The sequence below is a fragment of the Hyphomicrobium sp. B1 genome, assembly GCF_049532635.1.
Taxonomy (GTDB): domain Bacteria; phylum Pseudomonadota; class Alphaproteobacteria; order Rhizobiales; family Hyphomicrobiaceae; genus Hyphomicrobium_B.
Genome location: NZ_CP134871.1, coordinates 2947926 through 2972034, shown reverse-complemented (window position 1 = coordinate 2972034; position 24109 = coordinate 2947926). Strand labels below are relative to the sequence as shown.

At 60.7% G+C, this 24109-nt stretch carries 21 protein-coding genes and 1 tRNA gene; 12 read left to right on the top strand and 10 right to left on the bottom strand.

The genetic code is table 11. From position 1 onward, the window contains the following. Positions 1 to 236 precede the first annotated feature (236 nt). The 3 genes from RLW55_RS14245 to RLW55_RS14235 all read left to right on the top strand — a co-directional run bounded on the left by RLW55_RS14245 (position 237) and on the right by RLW55_RS14235 (position 3517). Entirely contained in the window at positions 237 to 2408 is a 2172-nt protein-coding gene (locus RLW55_RS14245; RefSeq protein WP_423414525.1) for a S9 family peptidase, read from the top strand. Between the two features lie 50 nt (positions 2409 to 2458). Continuing rightward, positions 2459 to 2770 (top strand): YciI-like protein, encoded by a 312-nt coding sequence (locus RLW55_RS14240; RefSeq protein WP_423414524.1) that lies wholly within the window; start codon positions 2459 to 2461, stop codon positions 2768 to 2770. A 162-nt stretch (positions 2771 to 2932) separates the two neighbouring features. Then, positions 2933 to 3517 (top strand): cytochrome P460 family protein, encoded by a 585-nt coding sequence (locus RLW55_RS14235; protein ID WP_423414523.1) that lies wholly within the window; start codon positions 2933 to 2935, stop codon positions 3515 to 3517. Positions 3518 to 4027: 510 nt separating this feature from the next. Here the strand turns inward: RLW55_RS14235 and RLW55_RS14230 are convergent. Continuing rightward, positions 4028 to 4813, bottom strand: a complete 786-nt coding sequence (locus RLW55_RS14230) for a pentapeptide repeat-containing protein (RefSeq protein ID WP_423414522.1) — start codon at positions 4811 to 4813, stop codon at positions 4028 to 4030. Positions 4814 to 5016: 203 nt separating this feature from the next. Continuing rightward, on the bottom strand, positions 5017 to 6348 hold the full coding sequence (locus RLW55_RS14225; protein WP_423414521.1) for a hypothetical protein: 1332 nt from the start codon (positions 6346 to 6348) through the stop codon (positions 5017 to 5019). A gap of 787 nt (positions 6349 to 7135) precedes the next feature. Here RLW55_RS14225 and RLW55_RS14220 point away from each other — a divergent pair. Then, positions 7136 to 8275, top strand: coding sequence for a hypothetical protein (locus RLW55_RS14220; RefSeq protein WP_423414520.1), 1140 nt, complete (start codon positions 7136 to 7138; stop codon positions 8273 to 8275). Between the two features lie 5 nt (positions 8276 to 8280). Here the strand turns inward: RLW55_RS14220 and cutA are convergent, their stop codons facing one another. Beyond that, a complete protein-coding gene (gene cutA, locus RLW55_RS14215) occupies positions 8281 to 8607 on the bottom strand; it encodes a divalent-cation tolerance protein CutA (RefSeq protein WP_409560146.1) in 327 nt (108 codons plus the stop codon). 133 nt (positions 8608 to 8740) lie between these two features. On the opposite strand from cutA, the gene RLW55_RS14210 reads away from it, so the two are divergent. Next, positions 8741 to 9523 carry an NAD kinase gene (locus RLW55_RS14210; RefSeq protein ID WP_013948038.1) on the top strand — a complete coding sequence of 261 codons (783 nt, stop codon included), beginning with the start codon at positions 8741 to 8743 and terminating at the stop codon, positions 9521 to 9523. 3 nt (positions 9524 to 9526) lie between these two features. Here the strand turns inward: RLW55_RS14210 and RLW55_RS14205 are convergent, their stop codons facing one another. Next, positions 9527 to 10030, bottom strand: a complete 504-nt coding sequence (locus RLW55_RS14205; RefSeq protein WP_423414519.1) for a hypothetical protein — start codon at positions 10028 to 10030, stop codon at positions 9527 to 9529. A 288-nt stretch (positions 10031 to 10318) separates the two neighbouring features. Beyond that, the gene (locus RLW55_RS14200) at positions 10319 to 10894 is read right to left on the bottom strand and encodes a nitroreductase family protein (protein ID WP_409560149.1); all 576 of its coding nucleotides are present in this window, start codon (positions 10892 to 10894) and stop codon (positions 10319 to 10321) included. 114 nt (positions 10895 to 11008) lie between these two features. Here RLW55_RS14200 and RLW55_RS14195 point away from each other — a divergent pair, with 114 nt between their 5' ends. Continuing rightward, entirely contained in the window at positions 11009 to 12949 is a 1941-nt protein-coding gene (locus RLW55_RS14195; protein ID WP_423414518.1) for a vWA domain-containing protein, read from the top strand. Then, positions 12946 to 14019 (top strand): hypothetical protein, encoded by a 1074-nt coding sequence (locus tag RLW55_RS14190; RefSeq protein ID WP_423414517.1) that lies wholly within the window; start codon positions 12946 to 12948, stop codon positions 14017 to 14019. The genes RLW55_RS14195 and RLW55_RS14190 overlap by 4 nt, the downstream gene beginning before the upstream one ends. Here RLW55_RS14190 and RLW55_RS14185 read toward each other — a convergent pair. Together RLW55_RS14185 and RLW55_RS14180 are read right to left on the bottom strand one after the other, a co-directional pair. Continuing rightward, the gene (locus RLW55_RS14185) at positions 14006 to 14584 is read right to left on the bottom strand and encodes a hypothetical protein (protein WP_423414516.1); all 579 of its coding nucleotides are present in this window, start codon (positions 14582 to 14584) and stop codon (positions 14006 to 14008) included. The genes RLW55_RS14190 and RLW55_RS14185 overlap by 14 nt on opposite strands. Positions 14585 to 14637: 53 nt before the next feature. After that, positions 14638 to 15675 (bottom strand): amino acid ABC transporter substrate-binding protein, encoded by a 1038-nt coding sequence (locus tag RLW55_RS14180; RefSeq protein WP_409560153.1) that lies wholly within the window; start codon positions 15673 to 15675, stop codon positions 14638 to 14640. 187 nt (positions 15676 to 15862) lie between these two features. On the opposite strand from RLW55_RS14180, the gene metC reads away from it, so the two are divergent. Next, the gene (metC, locus tag RLW55_RS14175; RefSeq protein WP_409560154.1) at positions 15863 to 17047 is read left to right on the top strand and encodes a cystathionine beta-lyase; all 1185 of its coding nucleotides are present in this window, start codon (positions 15863 to 15865) and stop codon (positions 17045 to 17047) included. 19 nt (positions 17048 to 17066) lie between these two features. On the opposite strand, the gene RLW55_RS14170 is transcribed toward metC, so the two are convergent. Both RLW55_RS14170 and RLW55_RS14165 read right to left on the bottom strand, forming a co-directional pair. Beyond that, the gene (locus RLW55_RS14170; RefSeq protein ID WP_423414515.1) at positions 17067 to 18974 is read right to left on the bottom strand and encodes a L,D-transpeptidase family protein; all 1908 of its coding nucleotides are present in this window, start codon (positions 18972 to 18974) and stop codon (positions 17067 to 17069) included. A gap of 154 nt (positions 18975 to 19128) precedes the next feature. Then, positions 19129 to 19204: transfer RNA gene (locus tag RLW55_RS14165), tRNA-Arg, on the bottom strand. Between the two features lie 216 nt (positions 19205 to 19420). On the opposite strand from RLW55_RS14165, the gene RLW55_RS14160 reads away from it, so the two are divergent. Together RLW55_RS14160 and RLW55_RS14155 are read left to right on the top strand one after the other, a co-directional pair. Then, the gene (locus RLW55_RS14160) at positions 19421 to 19771 is read left to right on the top strand and encodes a hypothetical protein (protein WP_423414514.1); all 351 of its coding nucleotides are present in this window, start codon (positions 19421 to 19423) and stop codon (positions 19769 to 19771) included. 105 nt (positions 19772 to 19876) lie between these two features. Further along, a complete protein-coding gene (locus tag RLW55_RS14155) occupies positions 19877 to 20203 on the top strand; it encodes a hypothetical protein (protein WP_024275937.1) in 327 nt (108 codons plus the stop codon). Between the two features lie 92 nt (positions 20204 to 20295). On the opposite strand, the gene RLW55_RS14150 is transcribed toward RLW55_RS14155, so the two are convergent. Then, entirely contained in the window at positions 20296 to 20838 is a 543-nt protein-coding gene (locus RLW55_RS14150; protein ID WP_409560158.1) for a hypothetical protein, read from the bottom strand. Positions 20839 to 21192: 354 nt separating this feature from the next. On the opposite strand from RLW55_RS14150, the gene ligD (RLW55_RS14145) reads away from it, so the two are divergent. Then, on the top strand, positions 21193 to 22872 hold the full coding sequence (gene ligD, locus RLW55_RS14145) for a non-homologous end-joining DNA ligase (RefSeq protein WP_423414513.1): 1680 nt from the start codon (positions 21193 to 21195) through the stop codon (positions 22870 to 22872). Positions 22873 to 22993: 121 nt separating this feature from the next. Then, positions 22994 to 23947, top strand: coding sequence for a non-homologous end-joining DNA ligase (gene ligD, locus RLW55_RS14140; RefSeq protein ID WP_423414512.1), 954 nt, complete (start codon positions 22994 to 22996; stop codon positions 23945 to 23947). The last annotated feature ends 162 nt before the right edge of the window (positions 23948 to 24109 follow it).

Below are 24109 nucleotides of genomic sequence, written 5' to 3'. Positions count from 1 at the left end.
GTAACGCGAATGCAGCCGACGAGATCAACTGGAATTCACTTGCGAAAGCTTTGACTACAGGTCGCATTCATTGTCAATCGCGGTGCAGAATTAGATTACGACATTACTAATTCTTGATGTGGGAGCATCTGCATTTGATCATTACTCGGTGACTGGAGCCGCGTTGACGTGCGCCCGCGGGCGGCCGAGAACCATCCCCCCGATCTTCACTCAAGCATCGAAAGGTTTGTAGCCCGATGACTGGTCCGACGACTGGCAGCTCCGACACGACCGCCCTTGCCGAAGAGACGGCGCCGCCCTCCCCGCCGGTGGCGCACCGTCTGCCTGTTGTCTCGACCTATCATGGCGTTACCCTTACCGACGATTACGCGTGGATCCGGGCCGACAACTGGCAGGAAGTGATGCGGCAGCCGCAGGAGTTGGCTGGGCACATCCGCGATCATCTCGACGCCGAGAACGCCTACACCAAGGCGATGATGGCGCACACCGAGCCTCTACAGGAGACGCTGTTCAAAGAAATGAAGGCCCGTCTCAAGGAAGACGACAGCCATGTGCCGCAACCGGACGGGCCGTTCGAATACTTCCCGCGTTTCGTCAAAGGCGGCCAGTATGCGCAGCTTTGCCGGATTCCGCGCGGCGGCTCGCAAGGCGATGCGCAGGTCCTGCTCGACGGCAATGCGGAAGCCGAAGGCAAGAGCTATTGGGACCTCGGCGCAACGGCGCACACGAACGATCACAAGCTGCTCGCCTACGCGACCGACGACAAGGGCTCGGAGCTCTACACGATCCGCATCCGCGACCTGGCGACGGGCCAAAATCTCGCCGACGAAATTCCGGATTCCCACGGCAGCCTCGAATGGTCGAGCGATGGGCGCACGCTTTTCTACATCAAGGTCGACGAGCATCAGCGACCGCTGTTCGTCTACAGCCACGTACTGGGCACACCGGTTTCCGAAGACAAGCTCGTCTATGAGGAAAAGGATTCAGGCTTCTTCGTCGGACTGTCGTCAACGCAGTCGCAGAAATTCATCCTCATCGACATTCACGATCACGATACGAGCGAAGTGCATCTGATCGACGCCGACAATCCCGCGGCCGGTCCGAGGATGGTGACCCCGCGCCGTGTCGGGCACCAGTACAGCGTCGAGCATCACGGCAAGAACCTCATCATCGCGACGAACTCTAACGATGCGGAAGATTTCCGCGTGGTGATTGTGCCCGTTGCCGCGCCCGAAGAAGCCAACTGGCGCGAGATCGTCCCGCACAAACCTGGGCGATTGATCCTCGACGTCAGCGTGTTCCAGAATTTCGTGACGCGGCTCGAACGTGAGGAAAGCCTGCCGCGTATCGTCGTGACGCCGATCAAGGCGGGCGGCAGCGCCGACGGTTTCTTCGATCTCAGCGGCGAGCACAGCATTGCGTTCGCTGAAGAGGCTTATGCGCTCGGCATGAGTTCAGGGTATGAATTCGACACCACGCGCATCCGCTTCACCTATTCGTCGCTGACGACGCCTGCGGAAACCTATGACTACGATATGGCCACGCGCGAACGCACGCTGCGCAAACGCCAGGAAATTCCGAGCGGACATAATCCAGCCGACTACGTGACGCGCCGCCTGCTCGCGCCTGCAAAGGACGGCGCGCTCGTTCCGGTCACGCTGCTCTACAAAAAGACGACGCCGCTCGATGGTTCGGCACCGCTGTTCCTTTACGGTTATGGCGCCTATGGCATCGCAATGCCGGCTGCGTTCTCGACGGCGCGACTGTCGCTCGTCGATCGCGGTTTTATTTTCGCCATCGCTCACATTCGCGGCGGCAAGGATAAGGGCTATCGCTGGTACACCGACGGCAAGCTCAAGAAGAAAAAGAATACGTTCACCGACTTCATCGCGGCGGGCGAGCATCTCGTGTCGGAAGGCTTCACGACGCGCGGGCGGATCGTCGCCAACGGCGGCTCTGCTGGCGGCATGCTGATGGGCGCGATCGCCAACATGGCGCCCGACCTTTTCCTTGCGATCATAGCGGACGTGCCGTTCGTCGATGTCTTGAATACGATGCTCGACAAGGATTTGCCGCTGACGCCGCCGGAATGGCCGGAGTGGGGAAATCCACTGACGAGCAAGGACGACTTTGACTACATCCGCAGTTATTCGCCTTACGATAATGTCGAAGCGAAGGACTATCCACACATCCTCGCACTCGCAGGTCTAACCGATCCGCGCGTGACGTATTGGGAGCCGGCGAAGTGGATCGCCAAGATGCGGGCGCTCAACACGAGCGCCAATCTCGTGCTGTTGAAGACGAACATGGGCGCAGGGCATGGCGGCGCGTCGGGCCGCTTCGACGGTCTGAAGGATACGGCCTTCAACTTCTCGTTCGCGCTGGAGGTCGCGGGACTCGGAGCGTAAGTCAGCGGATGGGCTGTATCGCCCCAATGAAGAAACGAAAGGGGGCGATCATGCACTACGTTCTTTTTTACGATTACGTTCACGACTACCTGGAACGCCGTGGAGCCCTCCGCAACGAACATCTGGTCCTGGCTAGAGCGGCCGTCGAGCGGGGTGAACTGCTTCTCGGCGGCGCGTTTGCCGGTCCTGCGGATGGCGGTATGCTGCTCTTCTCGGGAAGTTCGCCTGCCGTAGCGGAGAATTTTGCCAAAGCCGACCCGTACGTCACCAAAGGCCTCGTCACACGATGGCGGGTGCGGGAATGGACGACGGTCGTCGGGAAAGATGCAGCCCAGCCGGTTGAGCCTGTCACATCGGACTGATTTTCGTTCCTCGCACTTTCACGTTGGCATCAGCACGGGTCTCTCGACAAAATTGCGGGAGCCGCTAAGGTCCGCTTGCTGATCATATTGCTGCAATTAAGATTGACGTTCCTTCCATGCGTACAGGCCGGAGCATCGTCCGGCCGATCTGGAGGCTGGTGCATGTTGCGTATTTCGACGGCTAATTCCTCAAAGACAAAGCTACTTAGCGCGTTCGCGATGATCGCGGTGCTACTTGCCGCCGCCGGCAGCTATGTCCGCGCTGCGCCTGATAAGTATAGCCTGAAAGTTCCCGGCGGCCTCGCCTTCGCCGACTTCAAAGGCTACGAAGACTGGCAAACCGTGGCCGTCAGCCAGACGGAAAGCGCGATGGCGGTCATCCTCGCCAATCCGATAATGATCGAAGCCTACCGGTCAGGTATTCCCGAAAACGGCAAGCCGTTCCCGGAAGGGTCGAAGATCGCGAAGATCCATTGGAAGCCGGTGCCGAGCAAGGACTCGCCTGGTCCTGCGACGGTACCGGGCAAACTGCAAAACGTCGACTTCATCGAGAAGGACAGTAAGCGCTTCGCCGACAGCGGCGGTTGGGGCTACGCGGCGTTCAACTACGATCCGGCCACCGATACTTTCTCGCCCGCGACGGCTTCCGACACGCCGCCCCAAGAGAACGACGCCAAGTGCGGATTCACCTGCCATACGATCGTGCAGGCGAAGGATTATATTTTTACAGCGTATCCGAAGAGATAGAGCTGTGTCGCCTCTTACTTGAGGCTGGGGTCATTGATTGGCCGGACCGCGGAGCTTTTCTCCGCTGATGTCTCTCGCCAAAGTAGCGTGTCGAAAGCGGGGGGATATCCGGCCGCGCGATATTCGTCCTCCGGAACCTCTGTTTCCTGCCCATCGGGGAACTTAATCCTGACGCTGTCCTGCGTCGTGAGACATTTCCAACCGTTGTGAATTCTGAAAAGACCATGCGTTTCCATTTGATGCTCCTCCAAAGAGCACATTCGCTTGCGATGCAGCATTTGACGGGTGTCAGCCGTTCGCAGCCTCGCTCACCGCGGAGATATGAGGCTGCGATCATAGGGAAACGAGATCCCTGCCGATCCCACCAAATAAGAAAAGCATAAATGCCGAACCCGTCCGTAAGAGGAATTCGCTCGAATGCTATGGGCTTGTTTGTCAGCGTTTGCACATAAAAAAGCCCGCGAAGCGCGGGTCTTTCTCAATGATGCGTCGCTCCAGAAGACAGTCGTTTCACTCAACGACGGCAAGTCCTTTTGCCTTGTCCGCGTTGCGGGCCTGCTTAAGGTTCTTGATGCCGTTGACGTTGGCGGACGTGAAATCGGCGTCCAAGAGATTAGCGCCTTTTACGTCCGCTCCATCGAAATTCGATCCGCCGAGTTCGGCGTCATCCAAGTTGGCGTCCGTCATATCCGCGCCTTTCAGCGAAGAAAATTCGATCAGCACGCGACGCATGTTCGCGCCGCGGAACGACGCGCCGTCGAGCGTTGAATTGCGGAATGTGCCGCGCATCAGTCCCATCGACTGATTGGCCTCGTTTGGCGCCAAGTTGGCTTTATCGAAGTTCGCGTTCTGCAAATTCGCTTTACTGAAATCTGCCGCGACGTTAGCGCCGGAAAAATCCGCGCCTTGCAGGTTTGCGCCTTGGAGCTGGGTTTGAAATAGGCTTGCGCCTCGTACCTGCGCGCCGCTCCAATTAGAGTTCAACGACCAAGCAGAATCGAGGTTCACGCCGTCGAGATTTGAGTTCGAGAGGTTGGTGCGCATCAGGCGAGCGGCCTGCAGATTCACGCGGCGCAAATCCATCTTCGACAAATCCAGTCCGTTCAGCGCCTTTCCCGAGAGGTCGAGCTTTTCCCCTGCTTTCAGCTTAGCGAGAGCAGCACTGATGTCCGCTCGGCTCATCTCGGCCTTCGTATAGGCGTCGGAGCTGAAATCGACCATGTCGGTCATGCTTTGCGCGGCAACTGCGGGGCCGCCTAAAATCAAGAAACTTAGGACTGCCAATGCTCTCTTCATGTCAGTTCTCCAGGATCTGCATTTCGCAAGAAAGCCGAATATGGCACCGGCGTATGTGACCAAAGTCACGCTGATTAGATTGGGACGAGCGAACCGAATGTTAATGATGGGCTGCCGGATCCTGAGCAAGTAATCGGTGCGTTTGCTCCCCCCAAAACAAAAAGGCCCGCCGAAGCGGGCCTTTCGTTTCTAGGAGGCAGCGCTTAGGCTGCGACCGTGCCGAAGGTCAGCGATTTCGTAACCTCCTCGAGTGCCGTGTCGGATTTTAGTGCGATACCGATGTACCGGACTCGTCCGGCTACCTTCTCCTTTTTCACGCCAAGCTCGGCGAATTCACGTGCAAAGCTCGGAAGTGCTGCAGGCTCCTTGTTCTTAGAGTCACACCAAGAGCAATAGTCTTCATAGAGTTCAGTAGCCGTTACACTTGATCCATCACGGACCTCGACATTCTCCTTGTAGAAACGTTCGGTGTTGTTCTCGGGGACGAGGCGCGCAACCGGTGCCACGACCTTGCTTTCGACAACCGTCGGCTCTGCCTGATGCACTTCTGCGGGCGGAGCTTCGATTGCGCGCGCCGGGGCAACGGGTGTTTCGAGAGCGATCTCGAGCGACCGGTTGTCGTTGGCGCCAGAACGCGGCTTTTTCGTTTGCACGGTCACCGGTGTGAGCACCGGAACCGCCACCGCTGCCGCAGCGGTGCTTACTTCCGTCAGCGCCTTCGGCGAGACGGGCTTAGGCTGGCGATCATAAAGTCGCCACTGGCTGAATGCGACGTACATGCCGAATCCAGACCCGATCTCGAGCAGCAGGGCGACGAACAACGTCAACGCCATCTGCACGTTCTCGATCTTCACGTCCGGGAAGAACGCGTTCGCAAGCTCGGTCAAAACCTTCGCTTGGGGGTCGGCTTCCGACAGCGCAGGCGTACCTGCGGTCGCATCGATCTTCGACTTGAGCTCGGCAATATGAGCGTCGGCCTTCTTGGCCGAGGCCGCTGATGCAAGCTCGGCTTCAAGAGACGTCACCTGCTGACAGAGCTGGCGCCGCATGTTGGTCGTGACTTCTGTACAGCCTTTCGACCACTTCCATGCCTTGTCGAGCTTCAGCCCATCGATCTCGCTCTGCACCGTTTCATACGGACGATGCTGAGGGATCCAGGCAGCTTGCTCTTCCGCGCGCTTCAGCTCGGTCCTCAAGTCCTGATAGACTTGAGCTTCCTGAGCGCGTTCCCCGGTCGAATCGAAGCGGTTCAACGCCGCGTGACCGAGTGCGGAGGTCATGGAATAGGTCGTTACGACCGTCCAGACCAAGGCGGACGCTGCCGCTTGCGACCAAATTCGATTGCGTACTGCGGCAAAGAAGAAAAACGGTACAAGAGCCTTCATGCAGTCGGCAGCAGCGGATGCTGCTCCGTAGATTTGGCCGTCGAGCTCGGTTCGTCCGAGACTGAAGCCAAAACGCCAGTTCATCGCAGCGGAAACGGCGAGCAATACGCCTGCTGCGAGAACCCCCAACACGCCTAAAACGTGTCTCATCGTGGTTGCCCTCTCCTGTGAAGGCCGGTCGGTAATTGAAAAAGACCGGCCACGTCGTTGTGGTCCCAGCGACCGAGGGTGCCGCCGACCATGCTCCGGTACGCGAACGAGCAAGATTGCGAATGATCTCCGTTCGTTCGGCTGTGAGCTCCGATGTCATCCCCATGACAAATCGGCAGCCGAGCGACGCGAAAACCGCACAATCAAGCAAACCAGAGCCGCCACATTCGAAGCCCGACTGGAGGATTCCGCCACGATTTCGCCGCAAGAAATCAGAGTGGAAAACTTTGTCGTCCGGTTCGGACCGAAAGTGGAAAACTTACGCGAATTAAACTCCCCTCTCTTTCAGCCGTAGCTGAGTCGGGAGGCGATGTGAATCCGAAACGATAGAAGAATCAGAATTGTAGGAGCACGTGCCGACTATGACGCGGGCGTCATATGACAGTGTCCACGAGCTCACGGCAGCGGTTGAAAAGTCCCGGTTATCAAGAGGTTTTGCACCGGCCGCGCAAGTTTCGCACAAGCCTCCGATTGTGGCGGGCGTGTGCCGGATATCGTTCTTGGCATGGTGAGTACATGGCGGCCCCATGTCGCGCCCGTCACAAGGTATGACGCATTGTGCGTTTACCAAGCGCCCGGACTTGAGGCATTCTCATCTCGTGTTGGTCTTGCACATTGGAATGTGCAGCGTCGTCGATTTTCATGGGCGAGGCTGACTATTCATCGTTCCGGCCCGATCGTTTTCGACCGCGTGACTGATGTTCAGTGAGGTTGGTGGAGTCGCGTCATGTCACGCCCCGGTGCACTGCTGCTGATCACCGCCGGTATCGTGCTCGGAAGCCTGTACCTCTTTCCGTTCTCAGATCCTTCCGACGACCTCGCCGCCGTCACGCGCATTTCCGTCGCGCCCGACCGTACCTATCGGGAGCGAGACATCATCCCGACGTTTGCGCCCACGTCTCCGTCGTTGCGCAAACCGGTTGCCGCCAATGCGAACGAGGTCGCGACGGTCGTGCTTCCGAAGCCCAGCACCTGGACGACGGTCGTGGCGGCCGGACGTTCGGTCGTGTCGCCGGTGCGATCCTCGGGCTCGTCAGACCCTGCGACCCGCACTCAGCTGGCACGCGACCTGCAGACCGAATTGCAGCGCGTCGGCTGCTATCGCGGCACAATCAACGGCAGCTGGACACAATCGACACGGCGAGCCATGGCTGCATTCCTGGATCGCGCCAACGCCGTGCTGCCGTACAATCAGCCTGACTACGTGTTGCTTGCACTGGTACAGAGCCATCAGGACGTGATGTGCTCCGCCGACTGCCCCTCCGGACAGATCATGCAGGGGGACGGCCGTTGCTTACCCGCTGCGGTCATCGCGCAGGCCGAGAGACGGCAGAAGCGACAGGATGGACGCTGGCTGACGATCACGCGTCTTGCCGACGGACGCGCTGGCGAGCGCGCTGTGGCGTCAAAGCCGACCGAGCGCGAGGTGCTGCCTTGGCAGAGAAATCAGGTCGTCACCGATCCGCTGCCGCAGGTCGCCATTGCTCCGCGGCCTGATCCCTTGCCTGGGCGCATGTCGATCGGTGGGCCTCTTCCGCCAGAGGTGATGGTGCCTTCGACCTCCGTCGTCACCGGTGCGCTGCCGGCTGCTACCGTGACACCCAATGGGTCAGCGAAGCTTGCCGCTCTGCAATATGAGCCGGACGACGACAGTGTTTCCGAAGACGCCGATGCGGCTGACGCTCTCCCGGTAACGCGCGACGCCGACATCGCGCCCGCACACAAGGTGAAGAAATCACGCCGCGCCGAGAGCGAGAAACGGCGGCGATATAATTCCTATGCTTACTCAGGCAAGCGCCGCCATGGCGATCCGCGTCCGGGCACGACACGCTTCAATCTCATGCAGTCGCTCGGCGGCGTATATTGACGGTCTTAAATCTCGGTGCCGTCTCTGACCCACCTCAGGTATGCGTCGCTCCCGCCCGTGACGGGAACGACGAGCACCGCGGGCGTCTCGTAGGGATGGTTGGCAACGATGTGCGCAACAGCGCGTTCGGCACCCTCGGCTGCGAGCTTGACGACCATGACAGCTTCTTCCGCCGTCTCGGTGGTGCCCTTCCAAACATAGACGGACGTCATCGACGGCAGGACGTTAACGCAGCCGGCCAGTCGCCGCTCGACCAGATCCTTGCCCAAAGCCAGGGCTGCGGCGCGATCCGGGAACGTCGCGTAAATCATCACGACGCCATCGGCTGGCATCGGGCGGCACTCTCCGCTATCCCGCACTGTACGATCTAGATGGGGGGGCTTGTCGTTTGACGGCACTTGAGCGAGCTTCCCTGCCTTGGTCCGCGGCCTTACAACCGCGACAGCATTTACCTGAAGGGCCTTGATGGCGAAAGAAAAGCACAAATTCGAGCGCATCGCCTTCGTCGCGAGCGAAGTGCCCGAAGCGATCGAAGCCCAGGCGGCCCTGATCAAGCGCTACGGCGAAACCGACCCTGCCGAAGCCGATGTCATCGTGGCGCTCGGCGGCGACGGCTTCATGTTGCAGACGCTCCACCGCTTCATCAACGACAAGATCCCGATCTACGGCATGAACCGCGGCTCGGTTGGCTTCCTGATGAACGACTACCGGGAAGAGGATCTGCTTGAGCGGCTGTCCGCGGCCGAGACGAGCCGCATCCATCCGCTGGCGATGATCGCGACGGACGCCAACGGCAAAGCGCACAAGAGCCTCGCGATCAATGAGATCTCGCTATTCCGGCAGCGCTATCAGGCCGCCAAGTTGCAGGTCGCCATCGACGACAAGATGCGGCTCGAAGAGCTGATCTGCGACGGCATCCTGGTTTCGACGCCTGCGGGTTCGACGGCCTATAACCTTTCGGCGCACGGTCCCATTCTGCCGATCAAATCTCAATTGCTGGCCGTGACACCGATCAGTCCCTTTCGCCCGCGGCGCTGGCGCGGGGCGATCGTGCCGAGCAAGGTGCGCATCACGATCTCTGTTCTGGAGCACGAGAAGCGGCCAGTCAGCGCCGTGGCCGACCATTTCGAGACGCGCAACGTCATCAAGGTCGACATCGAGCAGGCGCGCGCGATCGAACTCTACATGATGTTCGACCGCGAACACGGCCTGGAAGAACGCGTTCTGGCGGAGCAGTTCAGGTATTAGGCATCAAGCCTGTGTCGCGAAAAATTCGGTGAGTTTTTCGAAGCGCTTATTTGCCAAGTCCATTCCGGTGAGTGCGTTTCCCGCAGCGTCTTTTTCGTCGGTGGGAAGATCCTCTCCATTCCAGCCCAAGGATGAGAGATCGAAGCCATTGGCGACCATCGAACCACCCGAGTTATAAATGCGCGCCACTTCAACGCCATGCCATTTGATGGTGTATGCGACAGGCAGGGAATTCCCCATCGCATCCGTGAAGCCGCCCTCATCGGTCAAGGGCTCGACAACCGAGCCCGACGCCGTAGTCAGAGGCGCCGCGTCTGGCTTGTAGGTGAGATCCTCATCGCTGCCGTCATTCTCGTCGAGCTTTGTCGCAAAGAGATCGTGGAAGGGATCCGAACTGCCAGCCGCGCCATCCGTTTGGTCGGACGCTCCGTCATTCTCGCCTTTTGCTTTTTTGAGAAGCTGCAAGGCCGTGGTGTGGGTGCTGGAAAAGCCGACAATTGAAAGCATGGCGGACCTTCGGTGACCATTTCGGTCAACGAACCTGCACTTATACAGCTTAAGAGTTCATTAAGTATGTTTCGGGCCGGGCTGAAACTAACTGGCCCTCCAGCAGGTGCTTGAGGCACGCGCGGAGGGCCATGATGTGGTCTGAAGTGCCGTTTCCCGATTTCCCGGCCGGCGGTGCTGATCCCGCGGCTCCCCGAATCGAGTTTGCCAACACGTATGCCGAGAGCTTGGCAGGGCATGGTTAATGCTGGCTTAATGCCGCGGTACTGATACCGCTCAGATTCAAGGTCAGGCCGGCCAATGCTTGACGATGGCTTCGAGCTTGGGGCGCTCGCGTTCCTCGGGCTTCTCCATCGGCGTGCCGACATAGATGAAACCAGCGATTTTCTCGTGCTCCGACAGGCCGAAGGCTTCGCGGACCGTGGGGCTGTAGGCGATCCACTCGCTGAGCCAGGAGGTGCCGAAGCCCAGCGCATTGGCCGCCAAGCAAAGATTGAAGCAAAGCGCACCGACCGACAGCACCTGCTCCCACTCCGGCGCACCGGGACGCGGCTTCACCGATGAAATGACCGCTATGACCATGGGCGAGCGCATGAATCTGGCCCGCTCCATGTCGAGACGGACATGCGACGGCGGCTCGCGCTCTTCCTTTTCGCAGGCCTTGGCGAAGATTTCCCCAGCCGACGCGCGCGCATCGCCCTCAAAAACGATGAAACGCCAGGGCGAAAGCTTTTTATGATCAGGAACGCGTGTCCCGACCGTCAGAATCTTGTTGAGTTCTTCGGCCGTTGGGGCGGGTGCGGCGAGCCGGTCGGGCTTGACCGAACGTCTTGCCGCAAGAAATTCAAAAAATGCGGTATTCATGGGTTGTTCCGTACCTTTGCGTGCCCGTCTCGCTATACGAGGCGTCGAGCTGTTACAAGCCACCCGTTACAGTCAGAGTCGGGATAAGGATCGAAGCGCTAAGGTGGTGGGGGAATGATGCGGCTGAAAATATCGAGGATCGTCGCACCGCTCGTGGCGGTTGCCGTGCTTGCCGCCGTCGGCCTCGCGGCGCGACCCGCTCTGAGTGCCGATGCGCCGACGGCCATGCTGATCGTCGACGGATCGGGCTCGATGTGGGGCCGGCTGGCGCCCGCCAACCGGCCGAAGATCGACGTCGTGCGTGACAAGCTCGGCGCGCTTCTGGCCGAGCCCTCGTCCACCCGCGTCGGCCTCATCTCGTTCGGACATCGCCGCCGCGGTGATTGCAGCGACGTGGAGATGATCGCGGGTCCGGACAGCCCGCGTCAGAGCGTTCTCGATCCGCTCTCGAAGCTTAGCCCGAGAGGGCCAGGCCCGGTGACGGCGGCGTTGCGCATGGCGGCGGACGCTATTGGTACCTCACGGCCGGCGCAGATCGTTATCGTCGGCGACAATGCCGATAACTGCCGCCAGGATTCCTGCGCAGCCGCGCGCGCCATCGCCAAGTCGTCACCCGGTGTCGTCATTCAGGTGATCGGCATCGGACTTTCCGCGAACGAACGCCCGCGCATGGCGTGCATGGCAGAGGCGACGGGCGGCCGCTTCTACGACATCGCAGATTCGAACGGACTCGATGCCGCCATCGACGAAGCCGTGAAGCTCGCGGTTCTGTCGCCGTCCGACGTTGCGGTCGCGGCAGGCAAACCGGTGGCGCCGAAAGCACCGCCGCCGCCCGCCGGAGCATCGCTACGCGCCTCTGCGGCATTGGCTGAGGGCCGCCCCCTCATCACGGCACCGGTGACGTGGAGGATCTACAAAGCCGGGGGCGCGAAAGTGCTCGGCCAGGGCGTCGGCAAAGACATTTCAGCCAAACTGTCGGCTGGCGATTACGACATCGAAGCCGAGCTTGGCGGCGTCAAAGCCCGGCACACGATCACGATTGCCGACGGCGAAGCGCAGAGCATCATCGTCCCGCTCGACGCTGCGCATCTCGTTGCGCGCGCTGTGGGCAGCAAGAGTGGCCCGCCCTCGCCCACCGCGACCTTGAGCGTGTCGTCGAACGGCCAGCCTGTTGCCTTGAAGCGTGGCGATACGGTCGATCTCTATCTGCAGCCTGCCGAATATGGCGTGACGGCCGTCGATGGCGCGGCGCGTTCATCGCAGACGATCAATCTCGCTGCGGGAGACGACAAACGGCTCGATGTCGCGCTCTCGACTGGACGCCTCGACCTGTCGGCAACCGGCGCGAACGGCGGGGCGATCCAAGACGTGCTCTACACGGTCGAGACCGACGATCCGGAAAGTCCTGACGGACGTCGCGAAGTGGCGCGGTCGCGCAGCCCGCAGGCGACCTTCGTGCTTCCCGAGGGCACCTACTACATCGGCGCCAATGCCGGCAACGGCCTCACCAGCAAACGCGTCGCCATCGGCGCCGGGCAGACGGTCACGGAGACGCTTGCGATTGCTCTCGTGCCGGTCAAGATCACGGCGCTCGTTGCAGGTGTACCGGCTAAGCCCGACGACAACATTTTCTATCGTGTCGACCGCATCGACGGCGACCGCGTCAGCATTGCACGCGCCATCGGCCCGGCGCTTGACCTCAGTTTATCTCCGGGGCGCTACCGGATCAGCGCTTCGCTTGCGACCGCACACCTGTCGGCCTCTCAGGAAGTGACGCTCGACGCAGGCAAGCCTGCAAAAGCCGTGATCGATATCGCGTCGGGACAGGTCAACTTCGTGCCGACAGCCGCCGCAGTACCCGCGTTCGGCGATTTGACCTGGGAAGTCGCCGATGAAAACGGCATGCCTATCTGGCGCGCGACCGGCACCGAAGCGACTGCGATCCTGGCGCCGGGAAGATATACCGTGCGCTTCGACGCGCGTAACAGTCATGGACAGGCTGCGTTCGAGGTCCGAGCGGGCCAGAGCCAGAAGCTTGAGATTGGACCCGGATGACCGAAGCGTTGCGTAGACTAAACCCATTATCGCTGCGCCAGCGGTTGCGCGCCGTCGCTGTGCTTATGCTGGCGGCAATGGCGTTGTCGTTCGTTGCGGCGACGGCATCGTTCGCGCAGGAGCCCGTTCCGGACGGCCCAGCGCCTGCGCCCTGGGGGCCGGTCGGCGGCAAACGGCAAAACACAACGACGGTTGAGCGCGGCAAGACGAAAGGCGGCGTCCGGCTCGTTGCGTTGCTGACGGGCGACGGCCAGCAGATCGAGCAAGGTCTCATCTGGCGGGTTTTTCGGACCGTGCCGCGGTCGACCAAGTCGAAACTCGTGTTGGAATCCCGCGAGGCGAGCCCCCTCGTGAAACTTCCACCCGGCGAATACACCGTCAACGCCGCCTTCGGGCGGGCGAACCTGACACGAAAGATCGTCATCAAGCCGGACGGGCCGCCGTTCGAGCCGTTCGTGCTGAATGCGGGCGGACTTCGCGTCGCGGCGATGATCGGCGGCAAGCCAGCGCCACCCGGCGCGGTCTCGTATTCAATCTACACCGATGATCGCGACGAGTTCGAAGGCAACTCTGCGGTTATCACCGGCGCCAAGCCGAACCTGATCATTCGCCTCAATTCCGGCATCTACCGGATTGTCTCGATTTACGGCGACGCCAACGCCAAGATCGAGGCGGACGTGACCGTCGAAGCGGGCAAGCTGACGGAGACGACAGTAACGCACACGGGCGGCAAGGCGACGTTCAAGCTCGTCACGCGGGCGGGAGGCGAAGCGGTGCCCGACACGCGTTGGACGATCCAGACGACGGAAGGCGATACTGTGAAAGAGAGCGTCGGCGCACTGCCGACGCATGTGCTGGCGCCTGGGAAATACCTAGTGACAGCGTCGTCGGGCGGCCGTCTCTACCAGAACTCGTTCGAGATCAAGGACGGCGACAACATCAGCGTCGAAGTGCTGATGGCCAGCGCGACCGACGACAACAGCAATCGGGTGTCGAGCGGCGCGACGACGATCGCTCCAACAATCGCGCCAACGTCCGGCGGCATGCCGATGGATTTCAGAAATCCGTAAGGACCCAGTCGGTCGGACAGCCGTTATCGCGCATGCGCTTTTCGATTAGTGCATGTTGCGCGGCATCACCGCCTTCGAGGCAGGCTGTGCGCGCCAACTGCCATTGCTCGCAGGCGCTCGTGAGATCGCCCGCTTCTTGCGCTGCTTCACCCAGCGCCAGGCGCGCTGCAGCATGAGCCGAATGGGGGCCGTGAAGCGCGCCATTCCCGGCGGCCGAGCGAAGCGCTTCCATCCGTGCACTCTGATCGCCTGCGCGGGCGTAAGTGGCGGCGAGATCGAGATAAAGTCCGGCAAGCGCCGTCTTTTCGCCGTGGGCAGCCGCACTGTCGATTTTCGCTGCAATCGTCTCAGTGGTTTCGAGTGGCTTCTGCAAAGGCGGTGCTGCGGCTTCCGGCGACGGCTGCGCAACGGCGTGGAAAGGCTCGATGAGGCGATCCGGAGGCAAAGCGCCGCGGCGATAACGCCGGGATGACCGCCACAGGTAGAGGAGCATCAGGATGACGGCGACCGGGATCGCAAAGACGATCAGTTCGAGCAACATGTGATACGTCGCTGGGATTCCCATCACCCTCCCCCATCGTCACGCCTGCGGCTGCAATTCCCCCTGCGGCGAAACTATCAGCGGAACGGCGCCGAGTACATGAGACCGCCCTTGCTCCACAAGTTGTTGAGGCCGCGATCGAGTTTCAGCGATGAGCTTTGGCCGAGCGTGCGTTCAAAGATCTCGCCATAGTTGCCGACGTCGTGAACGACCTGATAGGCCCAGTCGCGCGGCAATCCGAGCGGCGCGCCTAGATCGGCATCGAGACCCAGGAAGCGCCGGACCTCGTGCGAGGGCGAAGCCTTCATGGTGTCGACGTTGCTGCTGGAAATATTCATTTCTTCCGCGGCAACGAGTGCCATCATCACCCAGCGGACGACGGCGAACCAGCCATCATCACCAAGCCGCACGGCCGGGCCGTACGGTTCCTTCGTAATCAATTCCGGCAGCAGCATCTGATCGGCGCCGCTGGCCAAGCGGCTCTTTTCGAAGGCGAGCAATGTCATGTCGCCGGTCAGCACCGTACAGCCGCCGTCGGAATAGGTTTTGACCAGATCCTCCCAGCGATCGGACTGTATGAGTTGGTAACGCATCTTCCGGCTGCCGAAGTAATCGGAGATTGCGGTCTCATCACTCGTTCCGGCCAGAACGCAGATCGAAGCGCCAGACAGCTCAAGAACGCTGGCGATCGAGTGATTGCGTGGAATGATGAAGCCCTGGCCATCGTAATAGAGCGTACCCACGAAGCGCGCACCGAGTTCTGTATCGCGCGTCAGCGTCCATGCCGTCGCGCCGAGAAGAACGTCAACCTCATCATCCTGCAATGATTTGAAGCGATCGCTGGCGTTGAGGCTCAGGAGCTTCACTGCGTCACGGTCGCCAAAGATGGCGGCGGCGAGCGCTGAACAGAATTCGACGTCCATGCCGCTCCAGGCACCGCGCGGGCTCACCTCGCTGAAGCCGGGTGCATGGTCCTGGACACCGCAGACGACTTTGCCACGGGCTTTGATTGCGTCAAGAATACTGATCGGTGCGCTCTCGGCCTCGGAAGCCACCCCCAGCGCGACCACGAACAGCGCGATTGCTGCCGCCAAGACCCGCACAACGATGCTCATCTGCACTCTTCCGGCCAATGCTTCACTCGGGTCTCATCATTCCATACACGGAGCAGACAAAAGCGACGGGAGCGCCCATCGGTCCTAGTGCGCAGCCAGACATCTCGCGTCAGCGCGCAATGGTCAAGGCCTTGACCGGCAACCAAACTTGCGTCACGACGGCCGAACCCGCCCGGAGAGCTTTAGAATGACTGTAAAGAAGGAAGGTTCCGAGCGCGGAGAGCGTCCCGAGACCGACGTCGTGCACCTGGGGCGAAAGCCGTTCGAACAGCACGGCTTCGTCAATACGCCTGTTTATCGGGGATCGACGGTTCTTTATCCGACGCTCGACGCCCTTCGCGCCTATTCGCAGCCCTACACCTACGGCCGCCGCGCCACGCCGACGACGCGCGCACTCGAAGAGGCGATCACGCAGCTGGAAGGCGGCACCGCGACGATCTTGACGTCGTCAGGCCTCGGCGCGATCTCGACGGCGATTTTGGCATTCGCCGAGGCGGGCGATCACGTCCTGATCCTCGACAGCGTCTATCAGCCGGCCCGCACGTTCGCCGACAAAATGCTGACGCGGCTCGGCGTGGAGGTCAGCTATTACGATCCGCTGATCGGCGCGGACATCGCGAAGCTGTTCCGCCCGAATACGCGCCTCGTCATGGTCGAAGCGCCGGGATCGCAGACGTTCGAGATGCAGGACATTCCAGCGATTGCGGCGGCGGCTCACGCCAAGAACATCTGGGTGCTGGCCGATAACACCTGGGCGACGCCGCTCTTCTGCAAGCCTCTGGCGCTCGGCGCGGACGTGTCCATCCAGGCGGCGACCAAGTACATCGTGGGGCATGCCGATGCGATGCTCGGCACTGTCACGGCCAATGCGCGAGCCGCAAAGTTCATCGACGACGCAAAAGAGCGGCTCGGCACCTGTCCCGGCTCGGAAGAAACGTACCTCGGCTTGCGCGGGCTGAGAACGCTCGCGGTGCGGCTCCAGCAGCATCAGCGCTCAGGCATTGCGGTCGCGGAATGGCTGGCGGCGCGGCCCGAGGTTGACCGTGTTCTCCATCCGGCTTTGCCGAACGATCCGGGCCACGCGATCTGGAAACGCGACTTTACCGGCGCCTGCGGTTTGTTCTCGATCGTTCTCAAGCCCGTGCCACAGAAAGCGCTGGCGGCGTTGCTTGACGGATTGAAGCTGTTCGGGATGGGATATTCCTGGGGCGGATACGAAAGCCTCGTCGTGCCGTTCGACCCGACATCCTACCGCACGGCGACGCGCTGGCAGGGTCCGGGGCCGGCACTGCGATTCCACATCGGTCTCGAAGCGGTCGAGGATCTCATTGCTGACCTTGCCGCTGGATTCGAACGGATGAAGAGCGCCTAATGATGGCGCTCTTTTCCATTTAGAAGCCAAGCACCTGGCGAATGATATCGCCGACGCCGCCATCGTACTTGCGATAGCTGCTGCCGCTATTTGTCAGGCCCATCGGCGGGGTGAGACTGTCGCTGCTGCGAGTGAAGCGCACCGCTTTCAAAGCCGCGGTATCGAGCGGCGGCGCCGTCGCGACGTCGATTGCGTCCCACTTGCCCGCAAGCGCCTGCTCGATGCGCTTTTGATGGCCGTACCAATCGTCGTAGTAGTGGGCCTTGCCGCCATCATCGACCCAGACCGTGAAATAGCCGACGTGGACGGGAATCGGCCGTTCGAGCTTGATCTCGTTGTCCATCGGTCCGCGACGGACGAGCTGTTTCACGTTGGGCGCGGCGTCGCCCCTATCGATCTCCAGGATGGTCTGGGCGAAGACCTGCGGATTGCGTACACGCATGCAGCCGTGGCTGTAGAGCCTGACGGGCTTGTCGAAGAGATATTTCGACGGCGTGTCGTGCAGGTAGACCGAGTGCTTATTCGGAAAGAGCAGCTTCACGACGCCGAGCGCGTTGTCGTCGCCTGCGGGCTGATAGAAGTTGTAGGCACTCAAGTTGGCTTTCGCCCAGTTGACCTTGGTGCTGTCGATGCGGCGGCCGTTGCGCATGACGACATAGCCCTGACTTTCGATGGAGCGGCCTGACAGCAGCATCGAGAGCTTGATCGAATCCGGGATGTTCCAGCGCGGATTGAGGACGATTGTCGTCATATCCTTGGAGAAGATCGGGGTCTCCTTGTCGGCGGTGCCGACGACGACGCGATCGCTGAACAGCGTCTTACCATTTTCTGTCAGTGCAATTGAGAATGAGGGCACGTTGACCAGGATGTGCGTATCGCCGAGAGAGCGCGGCATCCAGCGCCACTCTTCCATATTGGCAATGACGGCTTCGATCTTGTCGGCTGTCGACTTCGTATCGTCACCAGCCAGCGCCGCGCGTGTCGCAGGACCTACGAAACCGTCAGCGGCAAGGCCGTTCTGTTCCTGAAATTGCTTGATCGCCGTTTCGAGCGCATCGTTGAACAGCGAAGCATCCTCGCCTGACGTTGCAATCGCAAAGCGCTGCTTCAATATTGCGACGTCGGGCGAGCGAACGCCATTCGCGAGCATTGCGCCGCGCTTCGGAATTTGCGGCACGACCGGCTTGCTTTCATGCTCGCCGCGCAGGCTGGCGAGCAGAGCTTTCAGCTTGAGGAACTGATCCTGCTGGGGCTGGAAACCGCGCAGCACTGCATCAGGGTCGGGCTTGTCAGCAATCTGTGCCAGAACGCCGGAGGCTGGCGTAATGACCGGCTTGCGATCGAGATAATAGGAAAGCTGCTTTTCGGGTTCCGGAATGCGTGCGCCTTCGGCCTGATGGGCGTAGCGCAGAATTGCACCGGTAATTGCAATGTCGGCTGCAGCGAGTTCTTCGGGCGACGATTGTCCGTCACCGAGCATTTTCGTAGCGGCAGCGACGTTGAAATCGGAGGCGTCGAGACCCCATTCGCCAGCGCGGCCCAATTCGGCGATCACGCGATCAGCGGCGTTCGTCAGTCCCTTATCATCGACCCACAGCGGTCGGCATTGCCGACTTTGATAGAATGTGGCGACGTCGGCGCGGTCGCTTGTATCGAAGGCCAGCGTGGTCGAAAGCTTGGTGCAAAGCGCCGCCGGGACACCGGTCAGGGGAGCTGGCGTTTCCGCGGGCGGTGTCGAAATGGCTTGCGCGGCTTCGATGTTCGGAACGTTGGGGGGCGGCGCGGCATCTTCGGCAACAGCGAGCCCAGGGATCGGCACGACGGCAAGGGCGCCGCATATCATGAACGGCCTTACGAGCGACCCGATGAGCGACCGGGCGCTCCAGGACTTGGATAGAACGTGAGGGCCGCGGGGGGACAAGATCATGGTACGCACTCGCTACATTTCGGTGGTGACCGTGGGCAAAGCTAACCTAAGCAAGCTTCGCTCGGCTTCCAGCATAAGATTTTAAATCGTGCTCCAAGGTTAAATGTTAATAACGGGCACCGTTGCAATTTCCTTCGCAACAGATGCCAACGTGTGGCGATCCCGGCAGGGCTCGAACCTGCAACCTTCGGAGTCGAATTCCGACGCTCTATCCATTGAGCCACGGGACCAGATGTGACGCCTGTATGCGACGACTGCATGAAACCAACAATCGCCGCTTTCTGAAGTCAGTGTCTTCGCAACGCGAACGGTGCGATTCCATCTGAATGATTGCATATTCCAGACGGTTGATAAACGCGATCATGAGTGGAACCGGCGATCAACGTTCGCGTTAGCGAAGAAAGCGGGGATGTTGGCTTTTTTCGTCAGGGGGACACTGTCGAGATATGACTTTCATCGAGCAAGCCTGCCATCGGCAGGCCGTTGAGCTTTGGAGAAACCGGCCGAATCTGCACGACTGGCGTCTGCGCATCTTTTCGCAAATTTTGCGGTATTGCGAGATTTCCGGCGAGCGCCCGACCACATCCGCATCCATCGTATTGCTCCGAGGCATGGCAGCGGTGGGGGCAGATGCCTACCGCAAGAATGCTCCAGCATTATCGGAGCTGCGGCATTCGCTGGCGTCCGAACCGCAGATGCTCGTGCGCAAACTGACTGAGTTCTATGCCAAAGCCGAAGACGAGCTTCGTCTCCATCGCGAGATTGTGGCGCGGATGCTGCCGGAACGCGGGCGTTAGTGGCTATCTCGTTACCTTCTTTTCGAGCCAACGGGACGCGGAACCATCCGCGTCCGGGGTCCGTTTCCGGACTGCAAACGGCAACAAGAAAAGGAGAGAAACGCGATGAAAGGCTTCAAAGTCGGCGCCGCTGCATTGGCCCTCGTGGCAGCCGGCTCGCTCAGCGCGATGGCTGCGGACTATAGTTCCGGCGTCAGACCCGAGGTGCCGGGCAGCAAGCCAACAACGGTGACGCCTGCTCCCGCCAACGAAGGCGCGAGCACGGGCGAATCCGGCGCGACGAGCCCGGCAGGCATCCCGGCGGATCCGACAACGAACGAAAATGTTCAGCCCGGCCCTTCGACGGGAACACCGAATGACCCTGCGGCAGGGTCGAACCCAGGCGCGCGCGTCCCAAGCTCGCCGCAGGGAACGGGAAGCTCCAGCCCGTAACTCGATCTTCAAAATCGGCATAAAAAATAATGAAGGCTCCGGATGCATTCCGGAGCCTTCTGCTTGGACGCTGTCTCTCTATCGAGGCGCGTTCAATCTACGCATGCCTGATAGCGCCGCCACCAGTACGGGCTACCCGTGCGCACGGCACGGCGATACAGCCAGCCGCAATCGTCGCCGGCGTCATAATAGTAATCGTCATAATAGCCGTAACCGTAATATGGCCAGCCGCCATAGGCATAAATCGGATAGCCGCGCCAACGGCGTCCGTGCCGCCAATACTTGCCGCCGCCACGCCAGCGATTTGCGTTGGCGTATCCGTATCTCCTGCCGGGGCGAAAGGCACGGCCGCCGTTCGGAACGCGCGCGAAATTGCGCGGACCGCGATACACTTGCCCTCGAAAAGCCCGCGGCCCGTTAAAGCCCGGTCCGCCACGGAACGAGCGCGCTGCAAAGCCGCCGCCACCCATGCGGCCGCCGCCGAAGTGTCCTCCGCCACCACGGAAGCCGCCACCTCCACCGTGGAAGCCACCGCCGCCATGGAAGCCGCCACCTCCGCTTCGCGCCTCGGCAGTCACACTGCCGAGCGCCAGGAGCAAAGCAGCTCCCAGCGCCGCGATCATCTTGAGGTTCATACTAAAAACTCCTTAGGTCTCTCGGATGGATGCCCTCACGACATCCTTAGCGACTAAACTTCCGGGTAAATGTCGCAGTTCCGGAAGGGAACTCTTTGAGCTGGCGCAAACGCGAGGTCGTTCGTTGCAAGGAAATGAAATTGCCCCCCGGCCGAAATGTTGTGGAACAAGGCGTGTCCGGTCGCCGTTGGATAGCCAGACGGATGCACCAGCGTACGTCAGGCGCCTGTCAAACGGCGCCCGGGCCGCTCGGGAGCCTTGCGCTCCCAGCGGCTTTGCTTTGATCTACGTCTAGCGCGCAGGCATCGCCGAGCCTTACATTTGTCGCGCAAGCCCTGGTCCGGATGCAGTCGAATGGCGAAGAGAAAGCTTTCCGAATACCGCGCCAAGCGTGATTTCACCAAAACGGCGGAACCCAGCGGCACGGCGGCGGTCCGTCCGGCGCAGCATTTGCGTTTCGTCATTCAGAAACACGACGCGACACGGCTGCATTATGACTTCCGGCTGGAACTCGACGGCGTGTTCAAATCGTGGGCCGTGACGCGCGGTCCCTCCGTCGATCCGAAAGATAAGCGCCTTGCCGTCGAGGTCGAAGATCATCCGCTCGACTACGGCGATTTCGAAGGCACCATTCCCAAAGGTCAATATGGCGGCGGCACCGTGATGCTGTGGGACCGCGGTTTCTGGGCGCCCGTCGGAGACAAGAGCCCAGAACAACAACTGCGCGACGGCGAATTGAAATTCGTGCTCGCAGGCGAGAAGCTCAAAGGCAGCTGGGTACTCGTCAAAATGAAGAACGATCGCTACGGCGGCGGAAAACGCAATAACTGGTTGCTCATCAAGCATAAGGACGAAGGCGCGCACGCGGGTGACGCCGACAAGATCCTGTCGCAGGATCGCTCCGTCGCCTCGAAGCGGACGATGACGCAGATCGCGGCGGGCGAAGGCCGTGGACCCGAACCTTTCATTCTTCGCGGGCGACGCGCCAAGCGGCCCGATGCGGTCTGGCATTCGAACGCATCGTCCGATGACGACGAGCCTGAGCCTGCCACTCGAAAGAAACCGCTGAAACGGACGCCCGTTCGCAAGATGCGCAAGACAGGAACCAAGTCGCAATCGGATGCGCCGTCAGGCGCCGACAAAGTGCTCGGCATTGCGATCTCTCATCCGGAGAAAGAGCTTTGGCCCGGCGGCACAGGCGAGGCCGTCAGCAAGATCGATCTTGCGCATTATCTAGAAACGGTCGGTGAGTGGATGCTGCCGCACATCAAAGGCCGGCCCTGCTCCGTCATTCGCGCTCCCGACGGCATCGACGGGCAGAGCTTCTTTCAGCGTCACGCCATGCGCGGGATGTCGCCGGAAATCGACCTCGTGAAAATCTCCGGCGATCGAGAGCCTTATATCGAAGTCAATTCGGTGGAAGGCCTGATCGCGCTCGGCCAAATCGCAGCGCTGGAATTTCATCCGTGGAACTGCGCTCCGTTCGAGCCCGATGTTCCGGGGCGGCTCGTGTTCGATCTCGATCCGGCGCCGGATGTCGATTTCGGCCGCGTTGTCGTTGCGGCCAACGAACTGCGCGAGCGGCTCGAAGATGTCGGTCTTGTCGCATTCTGCAAGACCACTGGCGGCAAGGGAATTCACGTCGTAACGCCCCTGAAGACGCGCGGCGGCGCGGGCGTGGGATGGGATGAAGCTAAAGCGTTCGCGGGCGCCCTGTGCCAACAGATGGCCAAGGATAGCCCCGATGCCTATCTCATCAAGATGACCAAGAAGCTGCGCAAGGGCCGCATTTTTCTGGATTACCTGCGCAATGATCGCATGGCGACTGCCGTTGCACCATTGTCTCCGCGTGCGCGGCCGGGGGCGACCGTGTCGATGCCGCTGACGTGGGCGCAAGTGAAACAGGGCCTCGATCCCAAGCGCTTCACCGTGCACAGCGTGCCCGCGCTCCTCAAAAAATCATCCGCATGGAAGGACTATTGCGACAGCGAGCGGCCACTGAAGACCGCGATCAAGAAGCTTCTGGGATCGTGAGCTTGTGCGAAAAGCAGCGCCGGTAAAACGCCCGCGATCGGTCCCGTTGAAGGCTTCGGCATTGAAATCGGGGGGCGGTCTTGTTTCTCCATCCAAAATCGAGGGTGCCGTTAAATCGGCTATGCCGTCATTCGTTGAGCCTTGCCTAGCGACGCTCGTCGCAAAGCCGCCTATTGGCGAGGAATGGGTGCACGAGATCAAGTTCGACGGCTATCGCATTCAAGCCCGCATCGACCGTAACGACGTTCGCTTGCTGACACGCAACGGGCTCGACTGGACCGATCGTTTCGGCGGCCTTGCAAAGACGCTCGCCGAATTTCATCGCGGAAATGCTATCATCGACGGCGAGCTTGTCGTCGAAGACGCGACTGGTCATTCGAGCTTTTCGGCGCTCGCCGCCGCGCTGAAAAGCGGGCGCAGTGAAAAGTTCGTGCTGCACTGCTTCGATCTTCTCTATCTCGATGGCCTCAATCTCATCGGCGCGACGCTGCAAGATCGCAAACGTCTGCTTGAGAAGCTCTTCGTCCGCCGAGCGAAGACCGGGCCGATCCGATACAGCGGGCATCTCGCCGTGGACGGTGCACGCATGCTTTCAGATGCTTGCAGTCTCGGCCTCGAAGGCATCATTTCGAAGCGGATCGACAGGCCCTATCGCTCGGGCCGTCACGACGACTGGCTGAAATCGAAATGTATTCAGGTCGATGAGTTCGTGATCGTCGGCTATCTCGTCTCGAGCGCCGGGCCGAACGCCGTCGGCGCGCTGGTCGTCGGCTATTACGACAAGAAGCGATTGATCTATGCCGGACGGGTTGGCACCGGGTACACGCATCGCACCGCGTCCGACCTGATGCGCAAGCTGAGGCCGCTTCGTGTCGATGCGCCTCCGGTCCAGGGACCGCTGACAAATCTGCAGCGCAGAGACGTCGTCTGGGTCCATCCCGATCTTGTGGCGCAGATCGAGTATCGCGCCTGGACGGGCGATGGGTTGCTGAGACACGCGGCGTTCAAAGGCTTGCGAGAAGACAAGCCCGCAAAAGACGTTCGCCGTCCCGTCACCAAGGTGATCGAGACCTAGATATCTTAGGTGAAGGGGAAGAACATCGTCTGAGCCAAGTGCGGCGTCAGGAACATCCACATCCAAAGCGCAAAGAACGGGTGCATTTCGAGCCTCCTGAATTTGCTGTTGCAATCAGGCGAGATCGCGACCCGTCTCACATTTTACGAGAAACCGCTGTGG